This is a genomic window from Streptomyces sp. NPDC005393 (assembly GCF_040606675.1).
Classification (GTDB): Bacteria; Actinomycetota; Actinomycetes; order Streptomycetales; family Streptomycetaceae; genus Streptomyces.
This window is the reverse complement of the sequence record NZ_JBEXFG010000005.1, coordinates 106,773-130,140: the sequence shown is the minus strand read 5'-3', so window position 1 is coordinate 130,140 and position 23,368 is coordinate 106,773. Positions and strand designations below refer to the sequence as shown.

16 protein-coding genes are annotated in these 23,368 nt (G+C 67.1%); 12 read left to right on the top strand and 4 right to left on the bottom strand.

Annotated features, from left to right (window positions below; all coding sequences use genetic code 11):
• Window positions 1–103: 103 nt before the first annotated feature.
• Window positions 104–2,368, bottom strand: a complete 2,265-nt coding sequence (locus tag ABZS71_RS07840; RefSeq protein WP_356208290.1) for a (Fe-S)-binding protein — start codon at window positions 2,366–2,368, stop codon at window positions 104–106.
• Between the two features lie 261 nt (window positions 2,369–2,629).
• Here ABZS71_RS07840 and dnaK point away from each other — a divergent pair, with 261 nt between their 5' ends.
• From dnaK to proP, 5 genes are all read left to right on the top strand, one after another.
• Complete coding sequence (gene dnaK / locus ABZS71_RS07835) at window positions 2,630–4,501, top strand: molecular chaperone DnaK (RefSeq protein ID WP_355850028.1); 1,872 nt, start codon at window positions 2,630–2,632, stop codon at window positions 4,499–4,501.
• On the top strand, window positions 4,498–5,157 hold the full coding sequence (grpE, locus tag ABZS71_RS07830; RefSeq protein WP_356208288.1) for a nucleotide exchange factor GrpE: 660 nt from the start codon (window positions 4,498–4,500) through the stop codon (window positions 5,155–5,157). Before dnaK ends, grpE begins: the two co-directional genes overlap by 4 nt.
• A gap of 45 nt (window positions 5,158–5,202) precedes the next feature.
• On the top strand, window positions 5,203–6,384 hold the full coding sequence (dnaJ, locus tag ABZS71_RS07825; RefSeq protein ID WP_355850022.1) for a molecular chaperone DnaJ: 1,182 nt from the start codon (window positions 5,203–5,205) through the stop codon (window positions 6,382–6,384).
• Between the two features lies 1 nt (window position 6,385).
• Window positions 6,386–6,859, top strand: coding sequence for a helix-turn-helix domain-containing protein (locus ABZS71_RS07820; RefSeq protein ID WP_355850019.1), 474 nt, complete (start codon window positions 6,386–6,388; stop codon window positions 6,857–6,859).
• A 472-nt stretch (window positions 6,860–7,331) separates the two neighbouring features.
• On the top strand, window positions 7,332–8,864 hold the full coding sequence (gene proP, locus ABZS71_RS07815; RefSeq protein ID WP_356208385.1) for a glycine betaine/L-proline transporter ProP: 1,533 nt from the start codon (window positions 7,332–7,334) through the stop codon (window positions 8,862–8,864).
• Between the two features lie 19 nt (window positions 8,865–8,883).
• Here the strand turns inward: proP and ABZS71_RS07810 are convergent, their stop codons facing one another.
• Window positions 8,884–9,288 (bottom strand): TIGR03618 family F420-dependent PPOX class oxidoreductase, encoded by a 405-nt coding sequence (locus tag ABZS71_RS07810; protein WP_355850013.1) that lies wholly within the window; start codon window positions 9,286–9,288, stop codon window positions 8,884–8,886.
• A gap of 120 nt (window positions 9,289–9,408) precedes the next feature.
• On the opposite strand from ABZS71_RS07810, the gene clpB reads away from it, so the two are divergent.
• Complete coding sequence (gene clpB / locus ABZS71_RS07805) at window positions 9,409–12,000, top strand: ATP-dependent chaperone ClpB (RefSeq protein WP_356208286.1); 2,592 nt, start codon at window positions 9,409–9,411, stop codon at window positions 11,998–12,000.
• 104 nt (window positions 12,001–12,104) lie between these two features.
• Window positions 12,105–12,641: a YbjN domain-containing protein gene (locus ABZS71_RS07800; protein WP_355850007.1), complete on the top strand. Its 537-nt coding sequence runs from the start codon at window positions 12,105–12,107 to the stop codon at window positions 12,639–12,641.
• A gap of 21 nt (window positions 12,642–12,662) precedes the next feature.
• On the opposite strand, the gene ABZS71_RS07795 is transcribed toward ABZS71_RS07800, so the two are convergent.
• On the bottom strand, window positions 12,663–13,862 hold the full coding sequence (locus ABZS71_RS07795; protein ID WP_356208284.1) for a hypothetical protein: 1,200 nt from the start codon (window positions 13,860–13,862) through the stop codon (window positions 12,663–12,665).
• 252 nt (window positions 13,863–14,114) lie between these two features.
• Between ABZS71_RS07795 and ABZS71_RS07790 the strand changes: the two genes are divergently transcribed.
• From ABZS71_RS07790 to ABZS71_RS07780, 3 genes are all read left to right on the top strand, one after another.
• Window positions 14,115–15,323 (top strand): aminotransferase class I/II-fold pyridoxal phosphate-dependent enzyme, encoded by a 1,209-nt coding sequence (locus ABZS71_RS07790; protein ID WP_356208282.1) that lies wholly within the window; start codon window positions 14,115–14,117, stop codon window positions 15,321–15,323.
• A gap of 925 nt (window positions 15,324–16,248) precedes the next feature.
• On the top strand, window positions 16,249–18,891 hold the full coding sequence (locus tag ABZS71_RS07785) for an ATP-binding protein (RefSeq protein ID WP_356208281.1): 2,643 nt from the start codon (window positions 16,249–16,251) through the stop codon (window positions 18,889–18,891).
• On the top strand, window positions 18,888–20,066 hold the full coding sequence (locus tag ABZS71_RS07780; RefSeq protein WP_356208279.1) for a hypothetical protein: 1,179 nt from the start codon (window positions 18,888–18,890) through the stop codon (window positions 20,064–20,066). The genes ABZS71_RS07785 and ABZS71_RS07780 overlap by 4 nt, the downstream gene beginning before the upstream one ends.
• 602 nt (window positions 20,067–20,668) lie before the next feature.
• Here ABZS71_RS07780 and ABZS71_RS07775 read toward each other — a convergent pair.
• Window positions 20,669–21,427, bottom strand: a complete 759-nt coding sequence (locus ABZS71_RS07775; protein WP_356208278.1) for a GntR family transcriptional regulator — start codon at window positions 21,425–21,427, stop codon at window positions 20,669–20,671.
• A 195-nt stretch (window positions 21,428–21,622) separates the two neighbouring features.
• Here ABZS71_RS07775 and ABZS71_RS07770 point away from each other — a divergent pair, with 195 nt between their 5' ends.
• Together ABZS71_RS07770 and ABZS71_RS07765 are read left to right on the top strand one after the other, a co-directional pair.
• Window positions 21,623–21,952 (top strand): hypothetical protein, encoded by a 330-nt coding sequence (locus ABZS71_RS07770; protein ID WP_356208277.1) that lies wholly within the window; start codon window positions 21,623–21,625, stop codon window positions 21,950–21,952.
• Window positions 21,953–21,954: 2 nt separating this feature from the next.
• Window positions 21,955–23,298 carry an FtsK/SpoIIIE domain-containing protein gene (locus ABZS71_RS07765; protein WP_356208275.1) on the top strand — a complete coding sequence of 448 codons (1,344 nt, stop codon included), beginning with the start codon at window positions 21,955–21,957 and terminating at the stop codon, window positions 23,296–23,298.
• Window positions 23,299–23,368: the final 70 nt, after the last annotated feature.

Genomic DNA, 23,368 nt, shown 5'->3' with positions numbered 1-23,368 from the left:
AAGCCGCGGCGTTAACGGCAAGCCGCGGCAGTAAAGCCGTACCGCACGACGAAGCCCGCCCACGAGCACCTCGTGGGCGGGCTTCGGCAGCACTGCCGCCCGGCTACTTCACCGGCGTCGGCTCCGGCTCCTCGGCGTTCTCGCCGTCCCCCTCCGGCTCGGCGGGCGTCCTGACCGAGTCGAGGAGCAGCTGTGCCACGTCCACGACCTGGAGCGCCTCGTTGGCCTTGCCCTCGTTCTTCTTGCCGTTGACGGAGTCCGTCAGCATGACGAGGCAGAAGGGGCAGGCCGTCGAGACGATGTCGGGGTTGAGCGACAGCGCCTCGTCCACGCGCTCGTTGTTGATGCGCTTGCCGATCCGCTCTTCCATCCACATCCGGGCGCCGCCCGCGCCACAGCAGAAGCCGCGCTCCTTGTGGCGGTGCATCTCCTCGTTGCGCAGCCCCGGCACCTTGGCGATGATCTCGCGCGGCGGGGTGTAGACCTTGTTGTGGCGGCCCAGGTAGCAGGGGTCGTGGTAGGTGATCAGACCCTCGACCGGGGTGACCGGGACCAGCTTGCCCTCGTCGATGAGGTGCTGCAGCAGCTGGGTGTGGTGGATGACCTCGAACTCGCCGCCCAGCTGCGGGTATTCGTTCGCGATGGTGTTGAAGCAGTGCGGGCAGGTCGCGACGATCTTCTTCTTGGACTTCTCGACGACGACACCCTCGTCAGCGTCCTCGCCGAAGGCCATGTTCAGCATCTCGACGTTCTGCTGGCCGAGCTGCTGGAAGAGGAACTCATTGCCGAGGCGGCGGGCCGAGTCACCGGTGCACGCCTCGTCGCCGCCCATGATCGCGAATTTGACGCCGGCGATGTGCAGAAGCTCCGCGAAGGCCTTGGTGGTCTTCTTCGCCCGGTCCTCCAGGGCGCCCGCGCAGCCGACCCAGTACAGATAGTCGACCTCGGTCAGATCCTCGATGTCCTTGCCGACGACCGGCACCTCGAAGTCGACTTCCTTGGTCCACGCCAGGCGCTGCTTCTTGGCGAGCCCCCAGGGGTTGCCCTTCTTCTCCAGGTTCTTGAGCATCGTCCCGGCCTCGCTCGGGAAGGACGACTCGATCATCACCTGGTAGCGGCGCATGTCCACGATGTGGTCGACGTGCTCGATGTCGACCGGGCACTGCTCGACGCACGCACCGCAGGTGGTGCAGGACCACAGCACATCGGGGTCGATGACGCCGTTCTCCTCGAGCGTCCCGATGAGCGGCCGTTCGGCCTCCGCGAGGGCGCTCGCGGGGACCTCGGCCAGCTGCTCCTCGCTCGCCTTCTCCCCGCCCTCCGCCGTCTTGCCGCCGCCCGCGAGCAGATACGGGGCCTTGGCGTGCGAGTGGTCGCGCAGCGCCATGATCAGCAACTTGGGGGAGAGCGGCTTTCCGGTGTTCCAGGCGGGACACTGGGACTGGCAGCGGCCGCACTCGGTGCAGGTGGAGAAGTCGAGCAGGCCCTTCCAGGAGAAGTGCTCGATCTGCGAGACGCCGAACTGGTCGTCCTCGCCCGGGTCCTCGAAGTCGATCGGCTTGCCCTCGGAGACCATCGGCTGCAGCGCGCCGAGCGCCACCTCGCCGTCCGCGTTGCGCTTGAACCAGATGTTCGGGAAGGCGAGGAAGCGGTGCCAGGCGATGCTCATGTCGATGTTCATGCTGACCGTGATCATCCAGATCATGGTCGTGCCGAGCTTGATCATCGCGAACAGGTAGGTCAGGTTCTGCGCCGTGCCCAGGCTGAAGCTCTTGAAGAGCAGCACCAGCGGGTACGAGGCGAAGTACGCCGGCTCGTAGTGGTCGACGTGGTGCAGGGCGCCCTCAAGGCCGCGCAGCGCCATGATGGCCAGGCCGATGATGAGGATGACGTACTCGACGAAGTACGCCTGCCAGGCCGTGGAGCCGGCGAACCGCGACTTGCGGCCGGCCCGGCTGGGCAGGTTCAGCAGCCGGATCACCATCAGGGTCACGATGCCGAGCGTGGTCATCGTGCCGATGAACTCGATGTACAGCTCGTAGGGGAGGAAGTCGCCGACGAGCGGCAGCGTCCAGTCCGCCTGGAAGAGCTGGCCATAGGCGTTGATGATGGTCGGCGGCAGGGTCAGGAAGCCGACCGCGACGAACCAGTGGGCGATGCCGACGACACCCCACTTGTTCATCCGGGTGTGCGCGAGGAACTCCCGGACCAGCGTCACGCTGCGCTGCCAGGGGTTGTCGGTCCGGGTGCCCGCCGGTACCGGCGCGCCGAGCTTGAAGAAGCGCACGAACTGCGCGACGGCGCGGCCGAGCAGGGCAACGCCGATCGCGCTGAGGACCAGCGACACGACGATCGCGGCGAGTTGCATGAGCGGGCTCCTCGAACCTGCGAGAGCGGGAATTACTAAGCAGTAACTTAATTCGTCTTGACCGAGATTACCCGTCCGGGCGCTGACCCATGTAGTCGACCGGCCGGTGATCTGTGTCGCTCAGAGGCCCCTGCCTCGTCCCCTTGTTCATAAGACTCATATAAAAGTTGAGTCGTGCTGACTCAGGTCTGTTGACAGCGAGAAGTCGGTCGTGCACGCTTGAGCCTGTTCCACTCAATGCTGTAGCTGGAGGATTGCGAAATGGCACGTGCGGTCGGCATCGACCTGGGTACGACGAACTCCGTCGTCAGTGTTCTCGAGGGCGGTGAGCCCACCGTCATCACCAACGCCGAGGGCGCCAGGACCACGCCGTCCGTCGTCGCTTTCGCGAAGAACGGCGAGGTGCTGGTCGGCGAGGTCGCCAAGCGCCAGGCGGTCACCAACGTGGACCGGACCATCCGGTCGGTCAAGCGCCACATGGGCACCGGCTGGAAGATCGACCTCGACGGCAAGAGCTTCAACCCGCAGCAGATGAGCGCCTTCATCCTGCAGAAGCTCAAGCGGGACGCCGAGGCGTACCTCGGTGAGAAGGTCGCAGACGCGGTCATCACCGTCCCGGCGTACTTCAATGACGCCGAGCGCCAGGCGACCAAGGAAGCCGGTGAGATCGCGGGCCTCAACGTCCTGCGTATCGTCAACGAGCCTACCGCCGCCGCGCTCGCCTACGGGCTGGAGAAGGACGACCAGACCATCCTGGTCTTCGACCTCGGCGGCGGCACCTTCGACGTCTCCCTGCTGGAGATCGGCGACGGCGTGGTGGAGGTCAAGGCCACCAACGGTGACAACCACCTCGGTGGTGACGACTGGGACCAGCGCGTCGTCGACTACCTGGTCAAGCAGTTCAACAGCGGCCACGGCGTCGACCTGTCCAAGGACAAGATGGCCCTGCAGCGCCTCCGCGAGGCCGCTGAGAAGGCGAAGATCGAGCTCTCCAGCTCGACCGAGACCACCATCAACCTGCCCTACATCACGGCCTCGGCCGAGGGCCCGCTGCACCTGGACGAGAAGCTCACCCGCGCCCAGTTCCAGCAGCTCACCTCCGACCTGCTGGAGCGCTGCAAGACCCCGTTCCACAACGTCATCAAGGACGCGGGCATCTCGCTGTCCGAGATCGACCACGTGGTCCTGGTCGGCGGCTCGACCCGGATGCCCGCCGTCGCCGAGCTCGTCAAGGAGCTGACCGGCGGCAAGGAGGCCAACAAGGGCGTCAACCCGGACGAGGTCGTCGCCATCGGCGCGTCCCTCCAGGCCGGTGTCCTCAAGGGTGAGGTCAAGGACGTCCTGCTGCTGGACGTCACCCCGCTGTCCCTCGGTATCGAGACCAAGGGCGGCATCATGACCAAGCTGATCGAGCGCAACACGACCATTCCGACCAAGCGCTCGGAGATCTTCACCACGGCCGAGGACAACCAGCCGTCGGTGCAGATCCAGGTCTACCAGGGCGAGCGCGAGATCGCCGCGTACAACAAGAAGCTCGGGATGTTCGAGCTGACCGGTCTGCCGCCGGCCCCGCGCGGCGTGCCGCAGATCGAGGTCACCTTCGACATCGACGCCAACGGCATCATGCACGTCGGCGCGAAGGACCTGGGCACCGGCAAGGAGCAGAAGATGACCGTCACCGGTGGCTCCGCGCTGCCGAAGGACGACATCGACCGCATGATGCGCGAGGCCGAGCAGTACGCGGAGGAGGACCACAAGCGCCGCGAGGCCGCCGAGACCCGCAACCAGGCCGAGCAGCTCGTCTACCAGACGGACAAGTTCCTCAAGGACAACGAGGACAAGGTCCCCGGTGACGTCAAGACCGAGGTCGAGGAGGCGCTCACCGAGCTGAAGGAGAAGCTCAAGGGCGAGGACACGGCCGAGATCCGCACCGCGACCGAGAAGGTCTCGGCCGTCAGCCAGAAGCTGGGCCAGGCCATGTACGCCAACGCCCAGGCGGACGGCGCGGGCGCGGCCGGTGCCGCCGCCGGCGAGCCCGGTGCCGAGGGTCAGGCCAAGGCCGACGACGATGTGGTGGACGCCGAGATCGTCGACGACGAGAAGGCCGACAAGGGCCAGGGTGGTGCCGCGTGACGGAGGAGACCCCGGGCTTCGAGGAGCAGCCCGACGTCCCCTCCGAAGCCGCGCAGACCCCTGATGACGCGGCGAAGGGCGTCGGGCCCGCCGACAAGGCGGGCCCGGCAGCCCCGGCCGGGGACTTCGAGCAGGTAGCCCTTCAGGCACAGCTGGACCAGGTCCGTACCGCGCTCGGTGAGCGGACGGCCGACCTCCAGCGGCTCCAGGCGGAGTACCAGAACTACCGGCGCCGGGTCGAGCGGGACCGGGCCACGGTCAAGGAGATCGCCGTGGCGAGCCTCCTGTCCGAGCTGCTGCCCGTGCTCGACGACATCGGCCGCGCCCGTGACCACGGCGAGCTCGTCGGCGGCTTCAAGTCCGTCGGTGAGTCGGTGGAGACGCTGGTGGCGAAGCTGGGCCTGCAGCAGTTCGGTAAGGAGGGCGAGCCCTTCGACCCGCTGGTGCACGAGGCGCTGATGCATGCGTACGCACCGGATGTCACCGAGACGACGTGCGTGCAGATTCTGCAGCCGGGGTATCGAATCGGCGAGCGGACGATCCGCCCCGCGCGGGTCGCGGTCGCCGAGCCCCAGCCCGGTGCCACCCCCGCCAAGGGCGGCGAGGGCGAGGGCCCGGCGCAGGACGAGGAGAGCGGTGGCCCGGAAGAGGGCTGACGCGACGGTGACAGCGGGAACAACCGGAGAGGAGGGACGTCGAGGATGAGCACCAAGGACTTCGTGGAGAAGGACTACTACAAAGTTCTCGGCGTCCCCAAGGACGCCACTGAGGCCGAGATCAAGAAGGCGTACCGGAAGCTCGCCCGCGAGTTCCATCCGGACGCCAACAAGGGGGACGCCAAGGCGGAGGAGCGCTTCAAGGAGATCTCCGAGGCGAACGACATCCTCGGGGACCCCAAGCGGCGCAAGGAGTACGACGAGGCCCGCTCCCTCTTCGGCAACGGGGGATTCCGCCCCGGGCCGGGCGGAGGGGGCTCCACCGGCAGCTTCAACTTCGATCTGGGCGACCTCTTCGGCGGCGGCGCCCAGCCCGGCGCCGGCGGCGCGGGCGGTTTCGGCGGCGGGCTCGGGGACGTCTTCGGCGGCCTCTTCAACCGCGGCGGCGCCACCCGCGCCCAGCCGCGCCGCGGCCAGGACATCGAGTCCGAGGTGACGCTCAGCTTCACCGAGGCGGTGGAGGGGGCCACGGTCCCGCTGCGGATGTCCAGCCAGGCGCCGTGCAAGCCGTGCTCGGGCACCGGCGACAAGAACGGCACGCCGCGTGTGTGCCCGACCTGCGTCGGCACCGGGCAGGTCAGCCGCGGCGGCGGGGGCGGCTTCTCGCTCACCGACCCGTGCGTGGAGTGCCGGGGCCGTGGGCTGATCGCGCAGAATCCGTGCGACGTGTGCAAGGGCAGCGGCCGGGCCCGCTCGGCCCGCACCATGCAGGTCCGTATCCCCGCGGGCGTCAGCGACGGCCAGCGGATCCGGCTGCGCGGCAAGGGCGCCCCGGGCGAGACCGGCGGTCCGGCCGGTGACCTCTACGTCATCGTCCATGTGGACGCGCATCCGGTCTTCGGCCGCAAGGGCGACAACCTGACCGTCACCGTGCCCGTCACCCTCCCGGAGGCGGCGCTCGGCGGCGAGATCAAGGTTCCGACCCTGGGCGGGCCGCCGGTCACCCTGAAGCTGCCGGCCGGCACGCCCAACGGGCGGACGATGCGCGCCCGCGGCAAGGGCGCGGTGCGCAAGGACGGCACCCATGGGGACCTGCTGGTCACCGTCGAGGTCACGGTGCCGAAGGACCTCAGCGACTCGGCGCGGGACGCGCTGGAGTCGTATCGCGAGGCGACCGTGGGCGAGGACCCGCGGGCGGAGCTGTTCAAGGCCGCGAAGGGAGCATGAGATGGACGGCCGAGGAGGAATCGGAGGCAGGGGCGCGGGCCGGCCCCGCAATCCCTACGAGCTGACCGACGAGTCGCCGGTGTACGTCATCTCGGTCGCCGCTCAGCTCTCCGGCCTGCACCCGCAGACCCTTCGTCAGTACGACCGCCTCGGCCTGGTCTCCCCCGACCGCACCGCCGGCCGCGGCCGGCGCTACTCCGCCCGCGACATCCAGCTGCTCCGCCAGGTCCAGCAGCTGTCCCAGGACGAGGGCATCAACCTCGCCGGGATCAAACGCATCATCGAACTGGAGAACCAGGTCGCGGCCCTGCAGAGCCGTGTTGCCGAACTCCAGTCCGCGGTCGAGGGCGCCGCGGCGGCCATGCAGCAGCGCGAGGCCCAGGTCCACGCCTCCTACCGCCGCGATCTGGTCCCCTACCAGGACGTCCACCAGACCAGCGCCCTGGTCGTCTGGCGCCCCAAGCGCGCGGAGTAGCCTCCCCGCGACCGATCGGTTGGCCCGGCGACCTTCCACAGGTCGCCGGGCCTTACGCATGCCGGCGCCGGATTCTGCTGTTCCCCGCGAGCGATGTGTATCGGCGCCCCGGCGCGATGATCCGCGACATCCGGAGCGCCCTTGCAGAGGAGACCAACGGGCTCCTTGGCTCGGGCGCGCCGATGACGCGCCCGAGGCGCACCATGGAAGTACGGCAGGAGTACCGCCATGGTGGACGTCAGGACGATCGAGAAGCCGGATGAGTTCCCGGCCTCGGCACCCCGCATCTGACGGGGCCGGACTTCGGCATGGCCGAGACGTACGAGAGGGCGAACCAGGCCGAAGCCTGAGTGGAGAGGGCCGCGGCAGGGACGAGATGAGTACCGGTTCTACACCACCGCGTGAACCGCGCCGCCACGGCCGCCTGAGGCGGGGCGGCGGGCGGGGCGGCAGGAGCGAGCACACCGAGCGGCTGTTCCGGACGCTGTTGCGCCGCCGCAAGGAGCCGCTGTCCCTCGAGGACGTCACCGTCGTCGACCGGCCGCGGATGCGCCGCGCGGTGGCGGCGACGGCGGTCGGCAACATGATGGAGTGGTTCGACTTCGGCGTCTACGCGTATGTCGCGGTCACCCTCGGCAAGGTCTTCTTCCCGTCCGACAACCCCGCCACCCAGGTGGTCTCCACCTTCGCCACCTTCGCGGTCGCGTTTTTGGTGCGTCCCCTCGGCGGGCTGGTCTTCGGGCCGCTGGGCGACCGGATCGGGCGGCGTCGGGTGCTGTCCACCACCATGATCATGATGGCGATCGGCACCTTCGCGGTGGGCATTCTGCCCGGCTACGACTCCATCGGCTTCGCCGCCCCGCTGCTGTTGCTGGCCTGCCGGGTGGTCCAGGGCTTCTCGACCGGCGGTGAGTACGCCGGGGCGACCACGTACATCGCCGAGTTCGCCCCCGACCACCGCCGCGGATTCCTCGGCAGCTGGCTGGACTTCGGCACCTTCGTCGGTTACGCGCTGGGCTCCGGTCTTGTCACGGTGCTGACCGCCACGCTCGGCGAGGACGGGATGGTGGACTGGGGCTGGCGGGTGCCGTTCCTGGTCGCGGGGCCGCTCGGGCTGATCGGCCTGTATATGCGGCTGCGGCTGGAGGAGACCCCGGCGTTCCAGCAGGAGGCCGCGCGGGCGGCGGAAGCGGCGGAGGAGGCGGCTGCCCGTGGCGACACCGAGCCGGTCGAAGAGGCGCGCCAGTCCGGTAAGGGGCGGCTGAAGGAGATCTTCACCAAGCACTGGCAGGCGGTGCTCATCTGCATGGGCCTGGTCCTGCTCTACAACGTCACCAACTACATGGTCACGTCCTATCTGCCGACGTACATGACCTCCACGCTCGGTCAGAAGGCGACTGTCGCCCAGGTGCTGGTCCTCGGCACCATGATCGTCGTGGCGCTGACCATCACCGTGGTCGGCCGCTCCTCCGACCGGTGGGGGCGCAGACCGCTGTTCATGGCCGGAAGCGTGGGGATGATCGTGCTGGCGGTGCCGGCGATCCTGCTCATCCGGGCAGGCGGCATTCTGATGCCCGCCATCGGCTGCCTGATCCTCGGTCTGCTGCTGGTCATCTTCGCGGGCACCAGCGCCGCCACGCTGCCGGCGCTGTTCCCGACGAGGCTGCGCTACGGCGCGCTGTCGATCTCGTACAACATCTCCGTGTCGCTGTTCGGCGGTACGACACCACTGCTGGCCTCGTGGCTGGTGGCCAGCACCCACAACACCCTGGTGCCCGGGTTCTACCTGATGGTGGCCGGTGCGATCGGCCTGGTCTCCACCTTCTTCCTGCACGAGACGGCCGGTAAGCCGCTGCGCGGCTCGGGGCCCATGGTGGAGAGCGAGGAGGAGGCCCGTACGGCGGTGGCGGAGAGCCGGACCGAGGCCGGGCGCAAGGCGCGCGATGTGTGGCTCGCGGTGCGCCACCCCTGGGCGCACCACCACCACCGCCACGAGGACGAGTGACCCCGGGGGCCTCACCTCCTCAACCCCGGCCCATCGCTCTGGTGAGGGTGATCTCAATGAGGACCCGGTCCGGGTTGGGGCGCGGGGTGCGCTGATAGCGCTCGGCATAGCGGCGTACCGCGTCCGCGATGAGCTCCGGCTCCGTACGGACCACCGCGAGCCCCTCCAGGGTCGCCCACCGCTTTCCCGCCAGCTGGCAGACGGCGACGGGTGCGCCGCCGTCGCCCGCCGCCCGGACATGGGCGACCTTGCGGCTGTGCCGGTTGGCGATGACGCGGGCGAGCCCCGCCTCGGGGTCGTAGGTGACGCCGACCGGGACGACATGCGGGGTGCCGTCCGGGCGCGGGGTGGTCAGGGTGCACAGATGGCGCTCGCGCCAGAAGTCGAGGTAGCCGGGGTCCGGGTTGCGGGGATCGATGGCCATGGTCCAGAACCTAAGCCAGAAGAGTGGCGTCGCAGAGGTTGAGTGAACTAGACTCAAGTTTACGGAGGTTGGGTAGGGCAGGATCGAGAGTGGAGTCGGAGCGAGGAGGGGCACAGCGACGTGGATGCCGAGCTGACCAACAAGAGCCGGGCGGCGCTGAGCGCCGCCAATGAGCGGGCGGTGTCCGCCGGACACGCGGACATGACGCCCGCGCATGTGCTGCTCGCCCTGTTGCAGGGCCAGGACAACGAAAACGTGATGGACCTGCTGGCCGCCGTCGAGACCGACGCGGCCTTCGTGCGGAACGGGGCCGAGCGGCTGCTCGCCGCCCTGCCCAGCGTGCAGGGCTCCACCGTGGCCCCGCCACAGGCCAGTCGCGAGCTGCTGGCGGTCGTCGCGGACGCCGCCCAGCGCGCCAAGGAGCTCGGGGACGACTATGTCTCCACCGAGCACCTCCTCATCGGCATCGCCGCCAAGGGCGGCCAGGCCGGGGAGCTGCTCGACCGGCAAGGGGCGAGCGCCAAGAAGCTGCTCGCCGCGTTCGAAGACGTCAGGGGTGGACAGCGGGTGACGACGCCCGATCCGGAGGGCACGTACAAGGCTCTCGAGAAGTTCGGCACCGACTTCACCGCCGCCGCGCGCGACGGCAAGCTCGACCCGGTCATCGGCCGGGACCAGGAGATCCGGCGCGTGGTGCAGGTGCTCTCGCGCCGTACCAAGAACAACCCGGTGCTGATCGGCGACCCGGGCGTCGGCAAGACCGCCGTCGTGGAGGGGCTCGCCCAGCGGATCGTGAAGGGCGATGTGCCCGAGAGCCTGCGCGACAAGCGCCTGGTCGCCCTCGACCTCGCCGCGATGGTCGCGGGCGCGAAGTACCGCGGCGAGTTCGAGGAGCGGCTGAAGACCGTCCTGGCCGAGATCAAGTCCAGCGAGGGCCAGATCATCACCTTCATCGACGAGCTGCACACCGTGGTCGGCGCGGGCGCCGGCGGCGACTCCTCGATGGACGCGGGCAATATGCTCAAGCCGATGCTCGCCCGCGGTGAGCTGCGCATGGTCGGCGCCACCACCCTGGACGAGTACCGCGAGCGGATCGAGAAGGACGCCGCGCTGGAGCGCCGCTTCCAGCAGGTCCTGGTCTCCGAGCCGACTGTCGAGGACACCGTCGCCATTCTGCGCGGACTCAAGGGCCGCTACGAGGCCCACCACAAGGTGCAGATCGCGGACGGCGCGCTGGTCGCCGCCGCGACCCTCTCCGACCGGTACATCACCTCCCGCTTCCTCCCCGACAAGGCCATCGACCTCGTCGACGAGGCGGCCTCCCGGCTCCGTATGGAGATCGACTCCTCCCCGGTCGAGATCGACGAGCTCCAGCGCTCCGTCGACCGGATGAGGATGGAGGAGATGGCGCTCGCCAGGGAGACGGACGAGGCCAGCAAGCAGCGCCTGGAGAAGCTCCGCCGCCACCTCGCCGACACGGAGGAGGAGCTGCGGGGCCTGACCGCCCGCTGGGAGAAGGAGAAGCAGGGCCTCAACCGCGTCGGTGAGCTCAAGGAGAAGCTCGACGAGCTGCGCGGCCAGGCCGAGCGCGCCCAGCGCGACGGGGACTTCGACACCGCCTCCAAGCTGCTGTACGGGGAGATCCCGGCCGTCGAGCGCGAGCTCACGGCGGCGTCCGAGGCCGAGGCCGAGGTGCAGGGGGACCGCGACACGATGGTCAAGGAGGAGGTCGGCCCGGACGATGTGGCCGATGTGGTCGCCTCCTGGACCGGCATCCCCGCCGGCCGCCTGCTGGAGGGCGAGACCCAGAAGCTGCTGCGCATGGAGGACGAGCTGGGCAAGCGGCTGATCGGCCAGACCGAGGCCGTACGGGCCGTCTCGGACGCCGTGCGCAGGACCCGGGCCGGAATCGCCGACCCGGACCGGCCCACCGGATCGTTCCTCTTCCTGGGCCCGACCGGCGTCGGCAAGACCGAGCTGGCCAAGGCGCTCGCCGACTTCCTCTTCGACGACGAGCGGGCCATGGTCCGCATCGACATGAGCGAGTACGGCGAGAAGCACAGCGTGGCCCGGCTGGTCGGCGCCCCGCCCGGCTACGTCGGCTACGAGGAGGGCGGTCAGCTCACCGAGGCCGTGCGCCGCCGCCCGTACAGCGTGGTGCTGCTGGACGAGGTGGAGAAGGCCCATCCCGAGGTCTTCGACATCCTGCTGCAGGTTCTCGACGATGGCCGGCTCACCGACGGCCAGGGCCGGACGGTGGACTTCCGCAACACCATCCTCGTCCTCACCTCCAATCTGGGCAGCCAGTACCTGATGGACCCGCTGCTCGGCGACGAGGAGAAGACGCAGAGCGTGCTGGAGACCGTGCGGACCTCCTTCAAGCCGGAGTTCCTGAACCGGCTGGACGATCTCGTGGTCTTCTCCGCGCTCAGCCAGGACGAACTGGCCCGCATCGCCGAGCTCCAGATCGGCCGGCTGGCCCGGCGCCTCGCCGAGCGGCGGCTCACCCTCGACGTCACCCCGGCAGCGCTGGCCTGGCTCGCCGAGGAGGGCAACGACCCGGCGTACGGGGCGCGGCCGCTGCGCCGGCTGGTGCAGACCGCGATCGGCGACCGGCTGGCCAAGGAGATCCTCTCCGGTGAGGTCCGGGAGGGCGACACGATCCGGGTCGACCGGATCGATGGCGAGCTGATGGTGGGACCGGCCCGGTAGCGGCATCCCGGCCGGTGGTCGGACCGGGCAAAGTCCGGCCTGGGTTGCACGGCGGGGGCGGGTGTGAGGGAGGATGGCAGTATCCATACGAAGGGAAATCCACGGTGAGCATCGACCCGTCCTCGATTCCGAATTTCGGGGGCCAGCCCGAGCCCGAACCGGCGGGTCCGAGTGGCCCCGTGCTGCCCGACCAGGACCTGGTCAAGCAGCTGCTGGAGCAGATGGAGCTGAAGTACGTCGTCGACGAGGAGGGAGACCTCGCCGCGCCGTGGGAGCAGTTCCGCACCTACTTCATGTTCCGCGGTGAGGAGGAGCAGCAGGTCTTCTCCGTCCGCACGTTCTACGACCGTCCGCACGTCATCGATGAGAAGCCGCGGCTGCTCGAGGCGATTGACGACTGGAACCGCCGTACGCTGTGGCCCAAGGTCTACACCCACACCAATGACGACGGCACGGTCCGGTTGATCGGCGAGGCGCAGATGCTGATCGGCACCGGCGTCAGCCTGGAGCACTTCGTGTCCAGCACGGTCAGCTGGGTGCGGGCCTCCATCGAGTTCGACAAGTGGCTTGTCGAACAGCTCGGTCTGGAGGCCGACATAGAGTCCGGCGACGACGAGAAGCCGGGCGACGACGAGGCCTGAGCCGCAGGGCCCGGCCCCCGCTCAGATGGGGACGCGGGCCACGGCCAGCAGATACGTCCCGTAAAGACAGGAGAGCCCGGCCAGCGCACCGCCCACCAGGACGGCGATGCGTGGCCGGGCTCTTGCCATGGTCAGGGCCGCCGGGAGCAGCAGCGGAAAGGCGGGCAGCAGAAAGCGCGGCTTGGAGGCGAAGTAGTTGGTGCCGCCGAGCGCGAGGACGACCAGGGCGAGGGTGTAGACGACCAGCGCGAGCGGCGGCGGCCGCAGCGCGAACGCGACGAGGAAGACCAGCATGGCGCCGAGGACCGCGAGCACCATGTAGTGCGCCAGCGCGTCACGGCCGGTGATCAGGTGGCGGATGAAGTGGAGGCTGCCCACGCCGAGGTCGAAGTGCGAGCCCCAGTCGTCCTGGACGCCGAAATAGCCGTGCCAGGTGCCGCGCCGGCTGCCCACCCAGCCCAGGAAGCCGCACCAGCCGACCGGTGAGAGCGCGGCGGCCGCCCAGACCCGCCAGGACGCACGGGTCCGGTGGCGCCAGACCTCGACGGCGGCGCAGCAGCACACGGCCGCGGCGACCGCGATGCCATTGGGCCGGGAGACCCCGGCGAGCAGGGCCAGCGTTCCGGCGCACAGCCAGCGGTGGGTCAGTACGGCGTACAGCGACCAGGCGGCCAGAGCGGTCAGCAGCGGCTCGGTGTACGCCATGGATTGCACGATCGCGTGCGGCAGCAGCCCCCACAGCACCACCAGCACGGTGGCCACCCGCCGCCCGTGCAGCCGGTCGCCGACCGCGAAGATCCCCCAGGCCGCCAGACCGGCCGCCGCCCAGGCGATCAGCAGCCCGGCGGTCACCGCGGTAAGTGGCACGACGCTGGTGACGGCCCGGATCAGGGCCGGGTAGAGCGGGAAGAAGGCCAGGTCGCTGAAGAGGCGGTCGGGGAAGTCGACGGCCGTGCGGGTGGTGCCGTAGCCGTGCTGGGCGATGCCCGTGTACCAGATGGCGTCCCAGGAGTGGCCGATCAGGGTACGTGGATGCTTGCCGATCCGCCAGGCCCAGAGCGCCACGCACCCCATCCCGGCGATCCGCACCGTGGCGTACAGCGCGAGCGCCGGCCCGGCCCGGCGCAGCGAGGCGCGGGCGCGAATCGCCGCTCGGCGATACGCCGGAGGCTTCTCGGGCGGTTCCGGGGTTCGTATGGACAGGGAGGTGTCGGCGGACACGGGGCGCCTCCGGGGCCGGGCACGCGGCGGTCGTGCGCCGAGCCCCGCGGGGAAGACGGGGCTCGGCGCGACACACCAAGACGATGCGGGACGCCGCCGCCGGGCGCGACCGGAGGCGTCCACTCGGGGGTATCCGGGGACACCGTGCGTACGGCGGGGGATTTCCTGGCCTTGGTCACGACTGGCCCGGTCCTCCGCCGCGTGCGCCTATCGTGAAGGCCGACCTGGACGGACGTCGGAAAGCAGGATCGCATGGGGACGAGCGGGACGGCTGACGCGCGCGGCGTCGTGGGTACGGCGGGCTGGGGCCCTGCGGCGCGGGTGCGGGACATGGGTACGTCGATCTTCACGGAGATGACGGAGCTGGCGCGCCGTACGGGGGCCGTGAACCTCGGCCAGGGCGTGCCGGAGCTGGCCGGCCCCGACGCCCTGCTCAAGGACGTGGCGGAAGCGGTGCTCTCGGGCAACAACCAGTACCCGCCCGCTGTCGGCTTCCCCGCGCTGCGTGAGGCCGTCGCCGAGCATCAGCTACGGCGGTACGGCCTCGACTACAGCCCGCAGGGAGAGGTACTGATCACGACGGGCGCCACGGAAGCGCTCGCCTCGGCCCTGCTGGCGCTCTGCGACCCCGGCGACGAGGTCGTGGCCTTCGACCCCTGCTACGACGCGTACGCGGCGGACGCCCGGCTGGCCGGCGCCCGGCTGGTGGCCGTGCCGCTGGTGAGCGACGGCGACGGCTTCGCTCTGGACGCCGGCGCGCTGCGCCTTGCCGTGTCGCCACGGACGCGGGTGCTGGTGCTGAACACTCCGCACAACCCGACCGGGAAGGTGTTCACGCCTGACGAGCTGGCCGTGATCGCCGACATCGCCCGTGAGCACTCGCTGACCGTGGTCACCGATGAGGTCTACGAGCACCTGGTCTACAACGGCGTTCACCACCTCCCGATCGCCGCGCTGCCCGGCATGCGGGAACGGACGCTGACGATCTCCTCCGCGGGCAAGACATTCAGCGTCACGGGCTGGAAGATCGGCTGGGTCTGCGGCCCGGCTCCGCTCGTCGCCGCGGTCGCCGCCGCGAAGCAGTTCCTCACCTACGCGTCGGGGACGCCGTATCAGGAGGCGCTGGCGCGCGCCCTCGGCTCGGTGGAGGAGTGGGCCGCGGACCTGCGCGAGACCTTGTGCCACAACCGGAACCTGTTGAGCGACGGCCTGACGCGGGCCGGCCTGCGCCCGTACGGCGCGGATGCCGGGTACTTCCTCCAGGCGGACGTACGGCCGTGGGGCTACGCGGACGGTGTCACGTTCTGCCGTGAACTGCCGGAGCGCGCGGGCGTGGTGGCCATCCCCACGTCGGCCTTCTACCAGAGCGCTGACGCCCCGGCGTGGCTCGTCCGGTTCTCCTTCTGCAAGCGGGAGGAGTCGATCCGCACGGCTGTGGAGCAACTGCTCACAGCCCGCTGACCGCACTCAGGCGCCGTGCACGGTGCTCGGCGGGGCGCGGCGCCCGGGGAGGTACCCCCCCCCAAAAAAAACGCTTGATCTGGCGCAACTATGAGGTCAAGCGAAAAAAGAGGGGGTCCTCCCCGGTGCCGAACCGCACCCCACGATGCCCGGAAGCCCGGGGTTCCGGCCTTGGCCAGGGCCCAGGGGGCCATGCTCCCCACCACCCGCGCCCAGACGAAAGCCGCATTCGACCGGCGCCCGTCCTCCGTCGAACCTCTGGACTTCCTCAACTCTGCTTCACTGATGGGCACCTGCACTGGCACCCGAGACACCGTCGCTGAGCAGGGGGAGGGCTGTCGTCGACTGTCGTCATCTGTCGTCGTTGGCCGCCCTCGGACGGCCCACAGACGGCCCAGCCCGCCGGTGGCGTGGGCGGCGCCGTCCGAGGGCGTGTGCCAGGCGTCAAGTAGCACACGGCTCCGGAGGGCCTGTCGGCTCATAGGCAACCTGCTGGTCAGGGGGCCTACTCAGTCAAGTGGCATCGGATCTGTCCACGGATGGTCCATGGGCCAGGAAGACGCTGATGCTAACGGACCTCGCATGGGTCGGTACGACGTGCTGGTTGGACGCCTGGACTCTCTGATGATCGAGTGCGGCCGTCGCGGGCGCCGACACTGCCGGACCTCGACGTGGTGTAGTCCTGGCGGCGGTCAGGCTGCACAGTTGTGGTACGTCGCCGGCACCCTCGTTGAGTTAGGTACCCCCAGCGCTTCAGGGCGTCCGAGGCTCCTGCCCCCAAGGTGCCTCCGTCGCACCAGGATTCGAAGCATGTGAAGGCCCACTGCCTCGTAGACTGCGCTGAGTTGAGCGTAGACAATCAGTGACCGTCGGTGCGCTAGCCAGTAGCACTGGCCTTGGTGGAGCAGGGGAAGGTGGAGGGGCGATGATTGAGCCGACGGATGGCGCGTCCGAGCAGCTGACGTTCGGTGAGGAAGTGAGCGTCAGTCCTGCGCCCTTCGTAGTCGCTTCTGCGGGAACAACGGATCTCGTCCCGGTGCGGATATCGCTGGCAATCATCGAGCGCTTTTCCGAGGGCCTCTATAGCTCCCCTAACAAAACCTTCGAAGAGCTCGTCTCAAATTCATACGACGCCGGGGCGGAAAACGTATGGGTCTACATGCCGGGCGACCTGTCTGCCCCTAACGCGTCGATTTTAGTTGTCGATGACGGTGAGTCCATGGATGTCCAAGGGCTCCAGGACCTGTGGCGTATCGGTAAGTCTAAGAAACGCGATGAGGGTACGCGAGGAAAGCGCGAACCAATCGGCAAGTTCGGTATCGGCAAACTGGCGACCTATGTGCTGGCCGAAGAGCTCACATATATCGTTCTCAAGGATGGCACCTATCGTGCGGTAACGATGGACTATCAAATGGTTCAAGGAGAGATGAGCGATCCTCACACCTTGAACTTGGAAGTAGCTGAGCTCACTCGTGACGAAGCTCGTGAGGCGTTGCTCTCGAACCTCCGTGACTATGGCGTGCGAATGAAGCCGGTCATGGACTTTCTTTTCCCTGACGCAGGGGAAGGGACGTCCCATTGGACTGCCGCCGTAATGACACGCCTCAAGAAGCCGGCCCAAGGCATTCAGCAGGGGCGTCTGCGATGGGTTCTATCTACAGCCATTCCTCTTAACCCATCATTCAATCTCTTTTACAACGGCGACGCCATTGAGGCGTCGAAGGCTCAAGGTGAAGAGATATGGCGATTTACGATTGGGGAGTCGGAAGACTCGCTTCCTCCGGACCGCCGGATTGGCAAGTCTAAGCGCGTTGAAATGGATGGCAAAGAGGTCCCGGCCTACATTTTGCCTCTCGCCGGTACGGTTTGGGGACAGGCTCAACTTTTCAAAGACCCGCTTCAGCGGGGCAATAGTGAGAGGCTCGGGCGGAGCCATGGTTTCTTCGTCAGGGTGCGAAGCCGGCTGATTAACCTGGATGACCCCGAGTTCAACGTGGGCGTTGAACTGAGCCATGGAACGCTAACGCGCTTCAATATGATCATCAATGCTGATGACTTGGACGCGCTTGTGGCGAGCCCGCGTGAGAGTCTTCAGGATTCCCCCGGTGTCAGAGAGTTGAAGGCGTATATGCACTCTGTCTTCAACAAAGCACGTTCAGCTTTGGCATCGCTCGACGAAAAAGATAGAATGCCGTTGCTGACGCAGCAAGGGCGTATCTCGAACCCACCCCCCGGCCTGACGCAGGGCCCTCTTAGGAGGATGCTGCGGAGAGCTTCCCACGGAGACCAACAGGTACGAGAGTCGCTTGGAATTAAGCCGGATGACTCCCTCATCTCCGGAAATCTAGTCAACGACGAGGAGGACATCCTTGAGCGGGTCATCGTTGAACCCGCGGCCGAAGAGAACCGGCTTATCTCTTATGATCCCCAGAGGCGAGCTGCAGTTCTAAACCAGAGTCACCCCTTCATCAGTAATTACATTGACAATGAAGGCACACAGGAAGCCCTCCAGCTACTGGGACTCACTGAGCTTCTGACGCAGGCCTATATGCTGGATGAGAATATTGATGCTGCGACCGTGAACCGCATCATGAAACGTCGTGATTCATTTCTGCGGGACTTGGCCAATTATTATCCGCGTTCCGCTCCGGTCATCGCCAAAATTTTGCGAGATGCGAGCAATGATGAGAAGGCGTTGGAGGACGCGGTTGCAGATGCCCTCGGGATAATGGGGTATCACGTGCAACGTATCGGAGGCAAGGGCACTCCCGATGGAGTCGCGACGGTTCGCCTAGGGAGGCGCGGTTCGGAAAGCAGTGAAAGCTATGCCTTGACCTACGACGCAAAATCAAGTGGGTCAGATGCGCGTAAAATGCTTGACCCTGAGAAGCAAAAAGCTGCTACGAAACCGCCGCGGATCCAAGCCGGCACGGCTCGCACCTCTGTGCTCAGAGTTCATCGAGAGCGAGCGGCTGAGCAATTCAAACTTGCGGTTGCCCCTCGGTACACACTGATTGTAGCGCCTGGCTTCCAGGGGGACGGGGACGACAAGGCGCTGATTGGCGATATCTGTCGCAATGATGGGATCACTCCCATCACTGTCGAGGATCTGGCACGTCTCGTTGAGCTCTTTCCTCTACGGAGATTGACTCCGTTCAAGCTGCGAGAACTCTTTGACATCCACACTCCCGACGGTGCCCGGGCCTTTGTCGACGCTATCCAAGAGCAAGCTCCACCGGCAGCGCCGCCAGTCAGTGAAGTAATTGAGCTCCTCGTACAATATTCCGAGCGTCGAACTCCTGTAACGGTCGACACGATCATGACTGCCGTTTATGAACGCCGAGGAATCGATTTAGACCGTGAAGAGACTTCCGCCATCGTGCGAGGGCTCGCTGCTTTGGCGCCGGCTACCATGTATTTTGATGGGCAAGTCGTCGCTTTGAATGCAACCCCTCAAGGCTTGCTGGGAGAACTCGGTCAGACCTTGGGTGAGTACCCGAGTCGATTGGCCGACGCGTACAAGGGTGCTATCCCGGTGCCGAAGCAGCGCGGAGGAGAACACGAATGATTGCTACCCGAGCTGCTGTGCATCCGTTTCCCGCACGTATGGCCCCTGAGCTGGCGGCGGCCAAAGTATCGAGTCTCACCAGTGATGCGGTTGTTCTCGATCCGATGATGGGATCCGGGACGTTCCCCATTATGGCCGCAAGGTCAGGCCATCGTGCCTTCGGTTGTGATACGGACCCCCTGGCCATTGTGATTGCGGACACTCTGGCTTCCGATTATCAGTTGAGTGACTTCCTGCAACAGGCCAGTGTCGTTCATGAAAAGGCCATGGCGATGCAGGATGTTGATGTTCAGGTGGACCCTGAGACGTCAAAATTCATTGACTTTTGGTTCGATCCAACGGCGCGAGCCCGCCTCTCTGCGCTGGCGTCTGCCATCATGCAGGCTCCCCCGCAGTTGATGGCGCCCCTATGGTGCGCGTATTCGCGGCTAATTATTTCGAAGGATGTAGGAGCGTCGAGAGCCAGAGATGTCTCACATTCCCGCCCGCATCGAGTAAGAGACAATGCATCCTTTGATCCAGTGGAGAAGTTCATCGCTTCTGCCAAGGCGGTTGCCGCTCGGGTTTCGAATTCACGGGAGTTGAACTGCCGTAGTGGCAGCCCAACCCCGTCTCCAGTTATTTTGCGTGCTGATGCGCGCAATCTGCCATTCGAGCAGGCGAGTGTTGATGCGGTTATGACGAGCCCGCCGTATCTAATCGCAATCGACTACCTTCGTGGGCATCGCATGAGTTTGGTATGGATGGGCTATTCCATCTCTTATCTGAGATCACTCAGGTCGGGGAATATTGGATCCGAAGCCGGTCTCATGGTTGAAGTGCCTCTCCAAGAGGTTGTAGAAACCTCCTACAGTGGTTCGCTGCCGGATCGAAGCGTGCGCATCATCGGCCGATACGTACGCGATATGGATCAGGTGATGGAAGAGCTGGCCCGAGTGGTAAAACCGGGTGGGCTGGTTTCCTTTGTAATGGCGGACGCACGAATGAACGGGGTCCAAGTCTCAATAGAGAACATCCTTCTCCGCCTGGGGCAACGTAACGGACTGGTCCACCGATCTCGGGTGTCGCGGAGTCTCCCTGAAAGCCGACGGTACTTGCCACCTCCAAGGGACTCGAAGGGGGCACTCGACGGGAGGATGAAGGAGGAAGTGATTCTTACTTTCGAACGGGGCTAGCGGGCACCGGTAGCAGAGCGGCCTAGGCAGGCGGGGTCTCAATGGATGAGTCAAGCCGCGCGCGGTCTTGAAAAGCGTCGTGGCAGCGATGTCGCCGAGGGTTCAAATCCCTCAGCCTCCGCAGGTAACCGCCCCCTGACCTGGGCATACAGGCAGGGGGGCGGCCTGCTGTGTGATTGCCCGTCAATCGCCGTGGCTTCCCGTGGTTTACCGCCCTGTAGGGCACGGAACGGGCACGCGCCCACGCGGCGGCGTGGAGAGACTTTGGGCTGGAGCTGCCATGGGGCGAGAGATCATGGCCCCGTAAGCTGATGGCGACTCGGGCAGCACCTAGCCTGCCCGCAATAGCCCGATGTGGGGCCATGATCTTAGAGGCTCGCCCCATGGTGGCTGCCTAAAGTCTCGGAGCGCCGCCGCCCCAGCCGGATCGGGTCTCGTCTCATGCCCCTGTGCCTACCCTGTGGGCGCGCGTCGGCGTAGGCGCGCGGAGCGGGCCGGAGGCAGGAGCGAAAGCGCAGCCGGAGCCGGGAAGCGCGCCCGGCGAAGCGGAGCGCAGCCGGGTGCCTTGATGAGGTAGAGAAATCTGTAACAGCTCCGCTGGCTTACGCGTCGAAGTCGTACTCCAGGATGTACGAGGCAGCGTCAAGCGTCATTTCGTTGATCTCGACGGGGCGGCCGTCGTCCGCGAACGCGGTCCGGCATACGAGGATGACCGGCGTGCCCGCGGAAATGCTCAGCTGTGCCGCTTCTTCTCGCGTCGGCATCCGTGAGCGGATCTCTTCGCGGAAGTGCACTGGCTTGTAGCCGAGCTCGGCAAGCCGGGCGTATGTTCCGCCTGGCCCAGTGTTCTCCTGCATGATCGCCGAGCCCGACACCACTGAGGTGGGGAGGTAGCTCGTCGCGAGCAGGACGGGCTTCCCGTCCAGCACGAACCGGCGACGCCTCACGCACACGCTGTCCTCGTCGGCCAAGCCCAGTACCAGCTCGATGCGTTCGGGCGCGGTCTCCTCCGACACCGTCACCTGATCTACCTCAAGGGTGCGGTTTTCGGTGTCGGCCGACCAGATGGACTTGCCGCTGCCCCAGTGTTCTTGCGAAAGCCGTTGGATGCCCCGACGCCTCAGCGGGCGGAAGTCCCGTACGAACACGCCAGCGCCCTTGCGGGACTCGGCGATGCCTTCGTCTCTGAGTACGCCCAAGGCCTGGCGGGCTGTCATGCGAGCGACGCCATGGGTGGCCATCAACTCGTTCTCTCCCGGAAGCCGATCACCGGAGCCGTACTCGCCTGACTGGATCGCCTCACGTAGAGAGTCCGCGATCCTCTGGTACTTCGGCCGACGGTCGTTGTCGGTGCTGGGCATTCCGAGCCCTCCTCTCCTCTCTAGACAGCGTAGGGGATGCGCACTGGACAGTGCGCTAGGTAGTCCGTGTAGCCGCGATCTACGCCTTCCAACCTCTCTAGCCATCCCACTTGACGTCTCTAGAGATGTGCGCTCCAATGAAGATGTCTAGAGAGGTCGTATCGAGCGACTTCTCAAGAGCTGAGGGATGTGCTCATGCCGTCGTTCAAGATCGATGTTTCGACCGCTGTGGTGTTCGTGGCGACCGCGCCGGCGCCGAAGCTGGTCAACAAGAAGACCGGGGAAGTCGCGATCGACAGGGAGACCGAGGCGACGCTGTACACGGTCGGCCTGCTGGTCTCCGACGAGGGTGAGGGCAACCTGTACCAGGTCGCCGTTCCCGAGACGGGTATCCCGGAGGGGCTGGCGCCGGGTGTGCCGGTGCGGGTGATCGGGCTCAAGGCCCGTGACTGGGAGAACGAGTTCAACGGTCAGAAGCGGCACGGGATCTCGTTCCGCGCGGTCGCGATCACGGCGGCGGCCTGACCATGACCGACGTCGCTACCTGGTTTGAGCTGGGCGGCACTGCGGCCGGCGCCGGTGGGCTCGGCTACGCGAAGTACCGGGCCCCGCGCCTGTACTGGTCGCTGGTCGGTCTGCCGGTCACCTGGGGCCGGTTCACCTGGACCTACCGCTCCACGATGGACGTGTGCGGGCTGACGGTTCGGCCGTCCGGCCTCCGCGCGTTCATGACCCGCAACGTCGCCCGCCGCGAGGTGCGGCCGGTGGCGCCGAAGGTCCGCCGGGTCCGGGGAACCTCGACCGGCCTGCGGGTCACCCTCCGCCTCCCGGCCGGCCTGGAGCCCGCCGACATCACCGCGGCATCCGAACGCCTCCGCCACGCCTGGGGAGTCCGTTCGGTGATGGTGGGGGAGACCAAGCCCGGATACGTGGAACTGCGGATGACCGGCTACGACGTGCTGAGCCGGGTCCGGATGCCGCGCAAGGCCAAGCCGCGTGACCTGGTCGTTCCGGTGGCGATGCGCGAGGACGGCACGGTGTTCGAGCGGAACTACCGCGAGGTGCCGATGGCGCTCACCCTGGGCGCCACGTTGTCGGGCAAGTCCATGTATCAGCGCAACCTGATCAAGGGGCTCGCACAGTTGCCGGTGGGTTTGATCGGCATCGACTGCAAGCGCGGTGTCGAGCACGGCAGGTACGCGCCTCGCCTCTCGGCGCTGGCCACCGACCTGCCCTCGGCCGGCCGTCTGATCGACGCAATGGTCACGGAGATGGAAGAGCGCTTCGACCTGCTGTCCCTCTACGGCGTCTCAGACCTGTGGGAGCTGCCCGACCACGTCCGCCCGGTGCCGCTGGTCGTGCTGATCGACGAGGTGGCGGAACTGTTCTTCGTGATCTCCAAGAAGGATGAGCCGGAGCGCGACCGCGTGGTCATGCAACTCGTGCGGCTGGGGCAGATGGCCCGTGCAATCGGCATCTACCTGGAGGTGTGCGGGCAGCGCTTCGGCTCCGACCAGGGCAAGGGCGCAACCGCCCTGCGTGCCCAGCTCACCGGCCGTGTCGTGCACCGCGTCAACGACAAGGCCAGCGCGGACATGGGCCTGTCCGACATCGCCCCCGAGGCTGTCTTGGCCGCGACGGCGATTCCGGCGAACCGGCCCGGCGTCGCGGTGGCCGGCGACACCTCCGGCGGCTGGTCCCGCATCCGCACCCCCGAGATGACCCCTGATGAAGCGGCGGCCGTCTGCCGGGAGTTCGCCCACCTGACCCCGGAGCTGTCGTTCCTGGCCCCGTTCCGCCCGGTCAGCCAGATCATTCCGCCGATGCCCGCCGCGCCGCCGCTCGTGAAGCCCCGGCCGGTCACCGAATAGCGCTCCCCGCTCGCCTCGGTCGGCGTGACCGCCTCACGCCAGGTCCCTACCCCCGCCATGCCGCAAGTCG

Excerpts from the sequence above, each read along its gene's own strand:
- ABZS71_RS07840 (WP_356208290.1), bottom strand. The coding sequence starts at position 2,368 with ATGCAACTCGCCGCGATCGTCGTGTCGCTGGTCCTCAGCGCGATCGGC.
- dnaK (WP_355850028.1), top strand. The coding sequence starts at position 2,630 with ATGGCACGTGCGGTCGGCATCGACCTGGGTACGACGAACTCCGTCGTC.
- dnaJ (WP_355850022.1), top strand. The coding sequence starts at position 5,203 with ATGAGCACCAAGGACTTCGTGGAGAAGGACTACTACAAAGTTCTCGGC.
- ABZS71_RS07820 (WP_355850019.1), top strand. The coding sequence starts at position 6,386 with ATGGACGGCCGAGGAGGAATCGGAGGCAGGGGCGCGGGCCGGCCCCGC.
- ABZS71_RS07810 (WP_355850013.1), bottom strand. The coding sequence starts at position 9,288 with ATGGCCATCGATCCCCGCAACCCGGACCCCGGCTACCTCGACTTCTGG.
- ABZS71_RS07790 (WP_356208282.1), top strand. The coding sequence starts at position 14,115 with ATGGGGACGAGCGGGACGGCTGACGCGCGCGGCGTCGTGGGTACGGCG.
- ABZS71_RS07785 (WP_356208281.1), top strand. The coding sequence starts at position 16,249 with ATGATTGAGCCGACGGATGGCGCGTCCGAGCAGCTGACGTTCGGTGAG.
- ABZS71_RS07780 (WP_356208279.1), top strand. The coding sequence starts at position 18,888 with ATGATTGCTACCCGAGCTGCTGTGCATCCGTTTCCCGCACGTATGGCC.
- ABZS71_RS07775 (WP_356208278.1), bottom strand. The coding sequence starts at position 21,427 with ATGCCCAGCACCGACAACGACCGTCGGCCGAAGTACCAGAGGATCGCG.
- ABZS71_RS07770 (WP_356208277.1), top strand. The coding sequence starts at position 21,623 with ATGCCGTCGTTCAAGATCGATGTTTCGACCGCTGTGGTGTTCGTGGCG.
- ABZS71_RS07765 (WP_356208275.1), top strand. The coding sequence starts at position 21,955 with ATGACCGACGTCGCTACCTGGTTTGAGCTGGGCGGCACTGCGGCCGGC.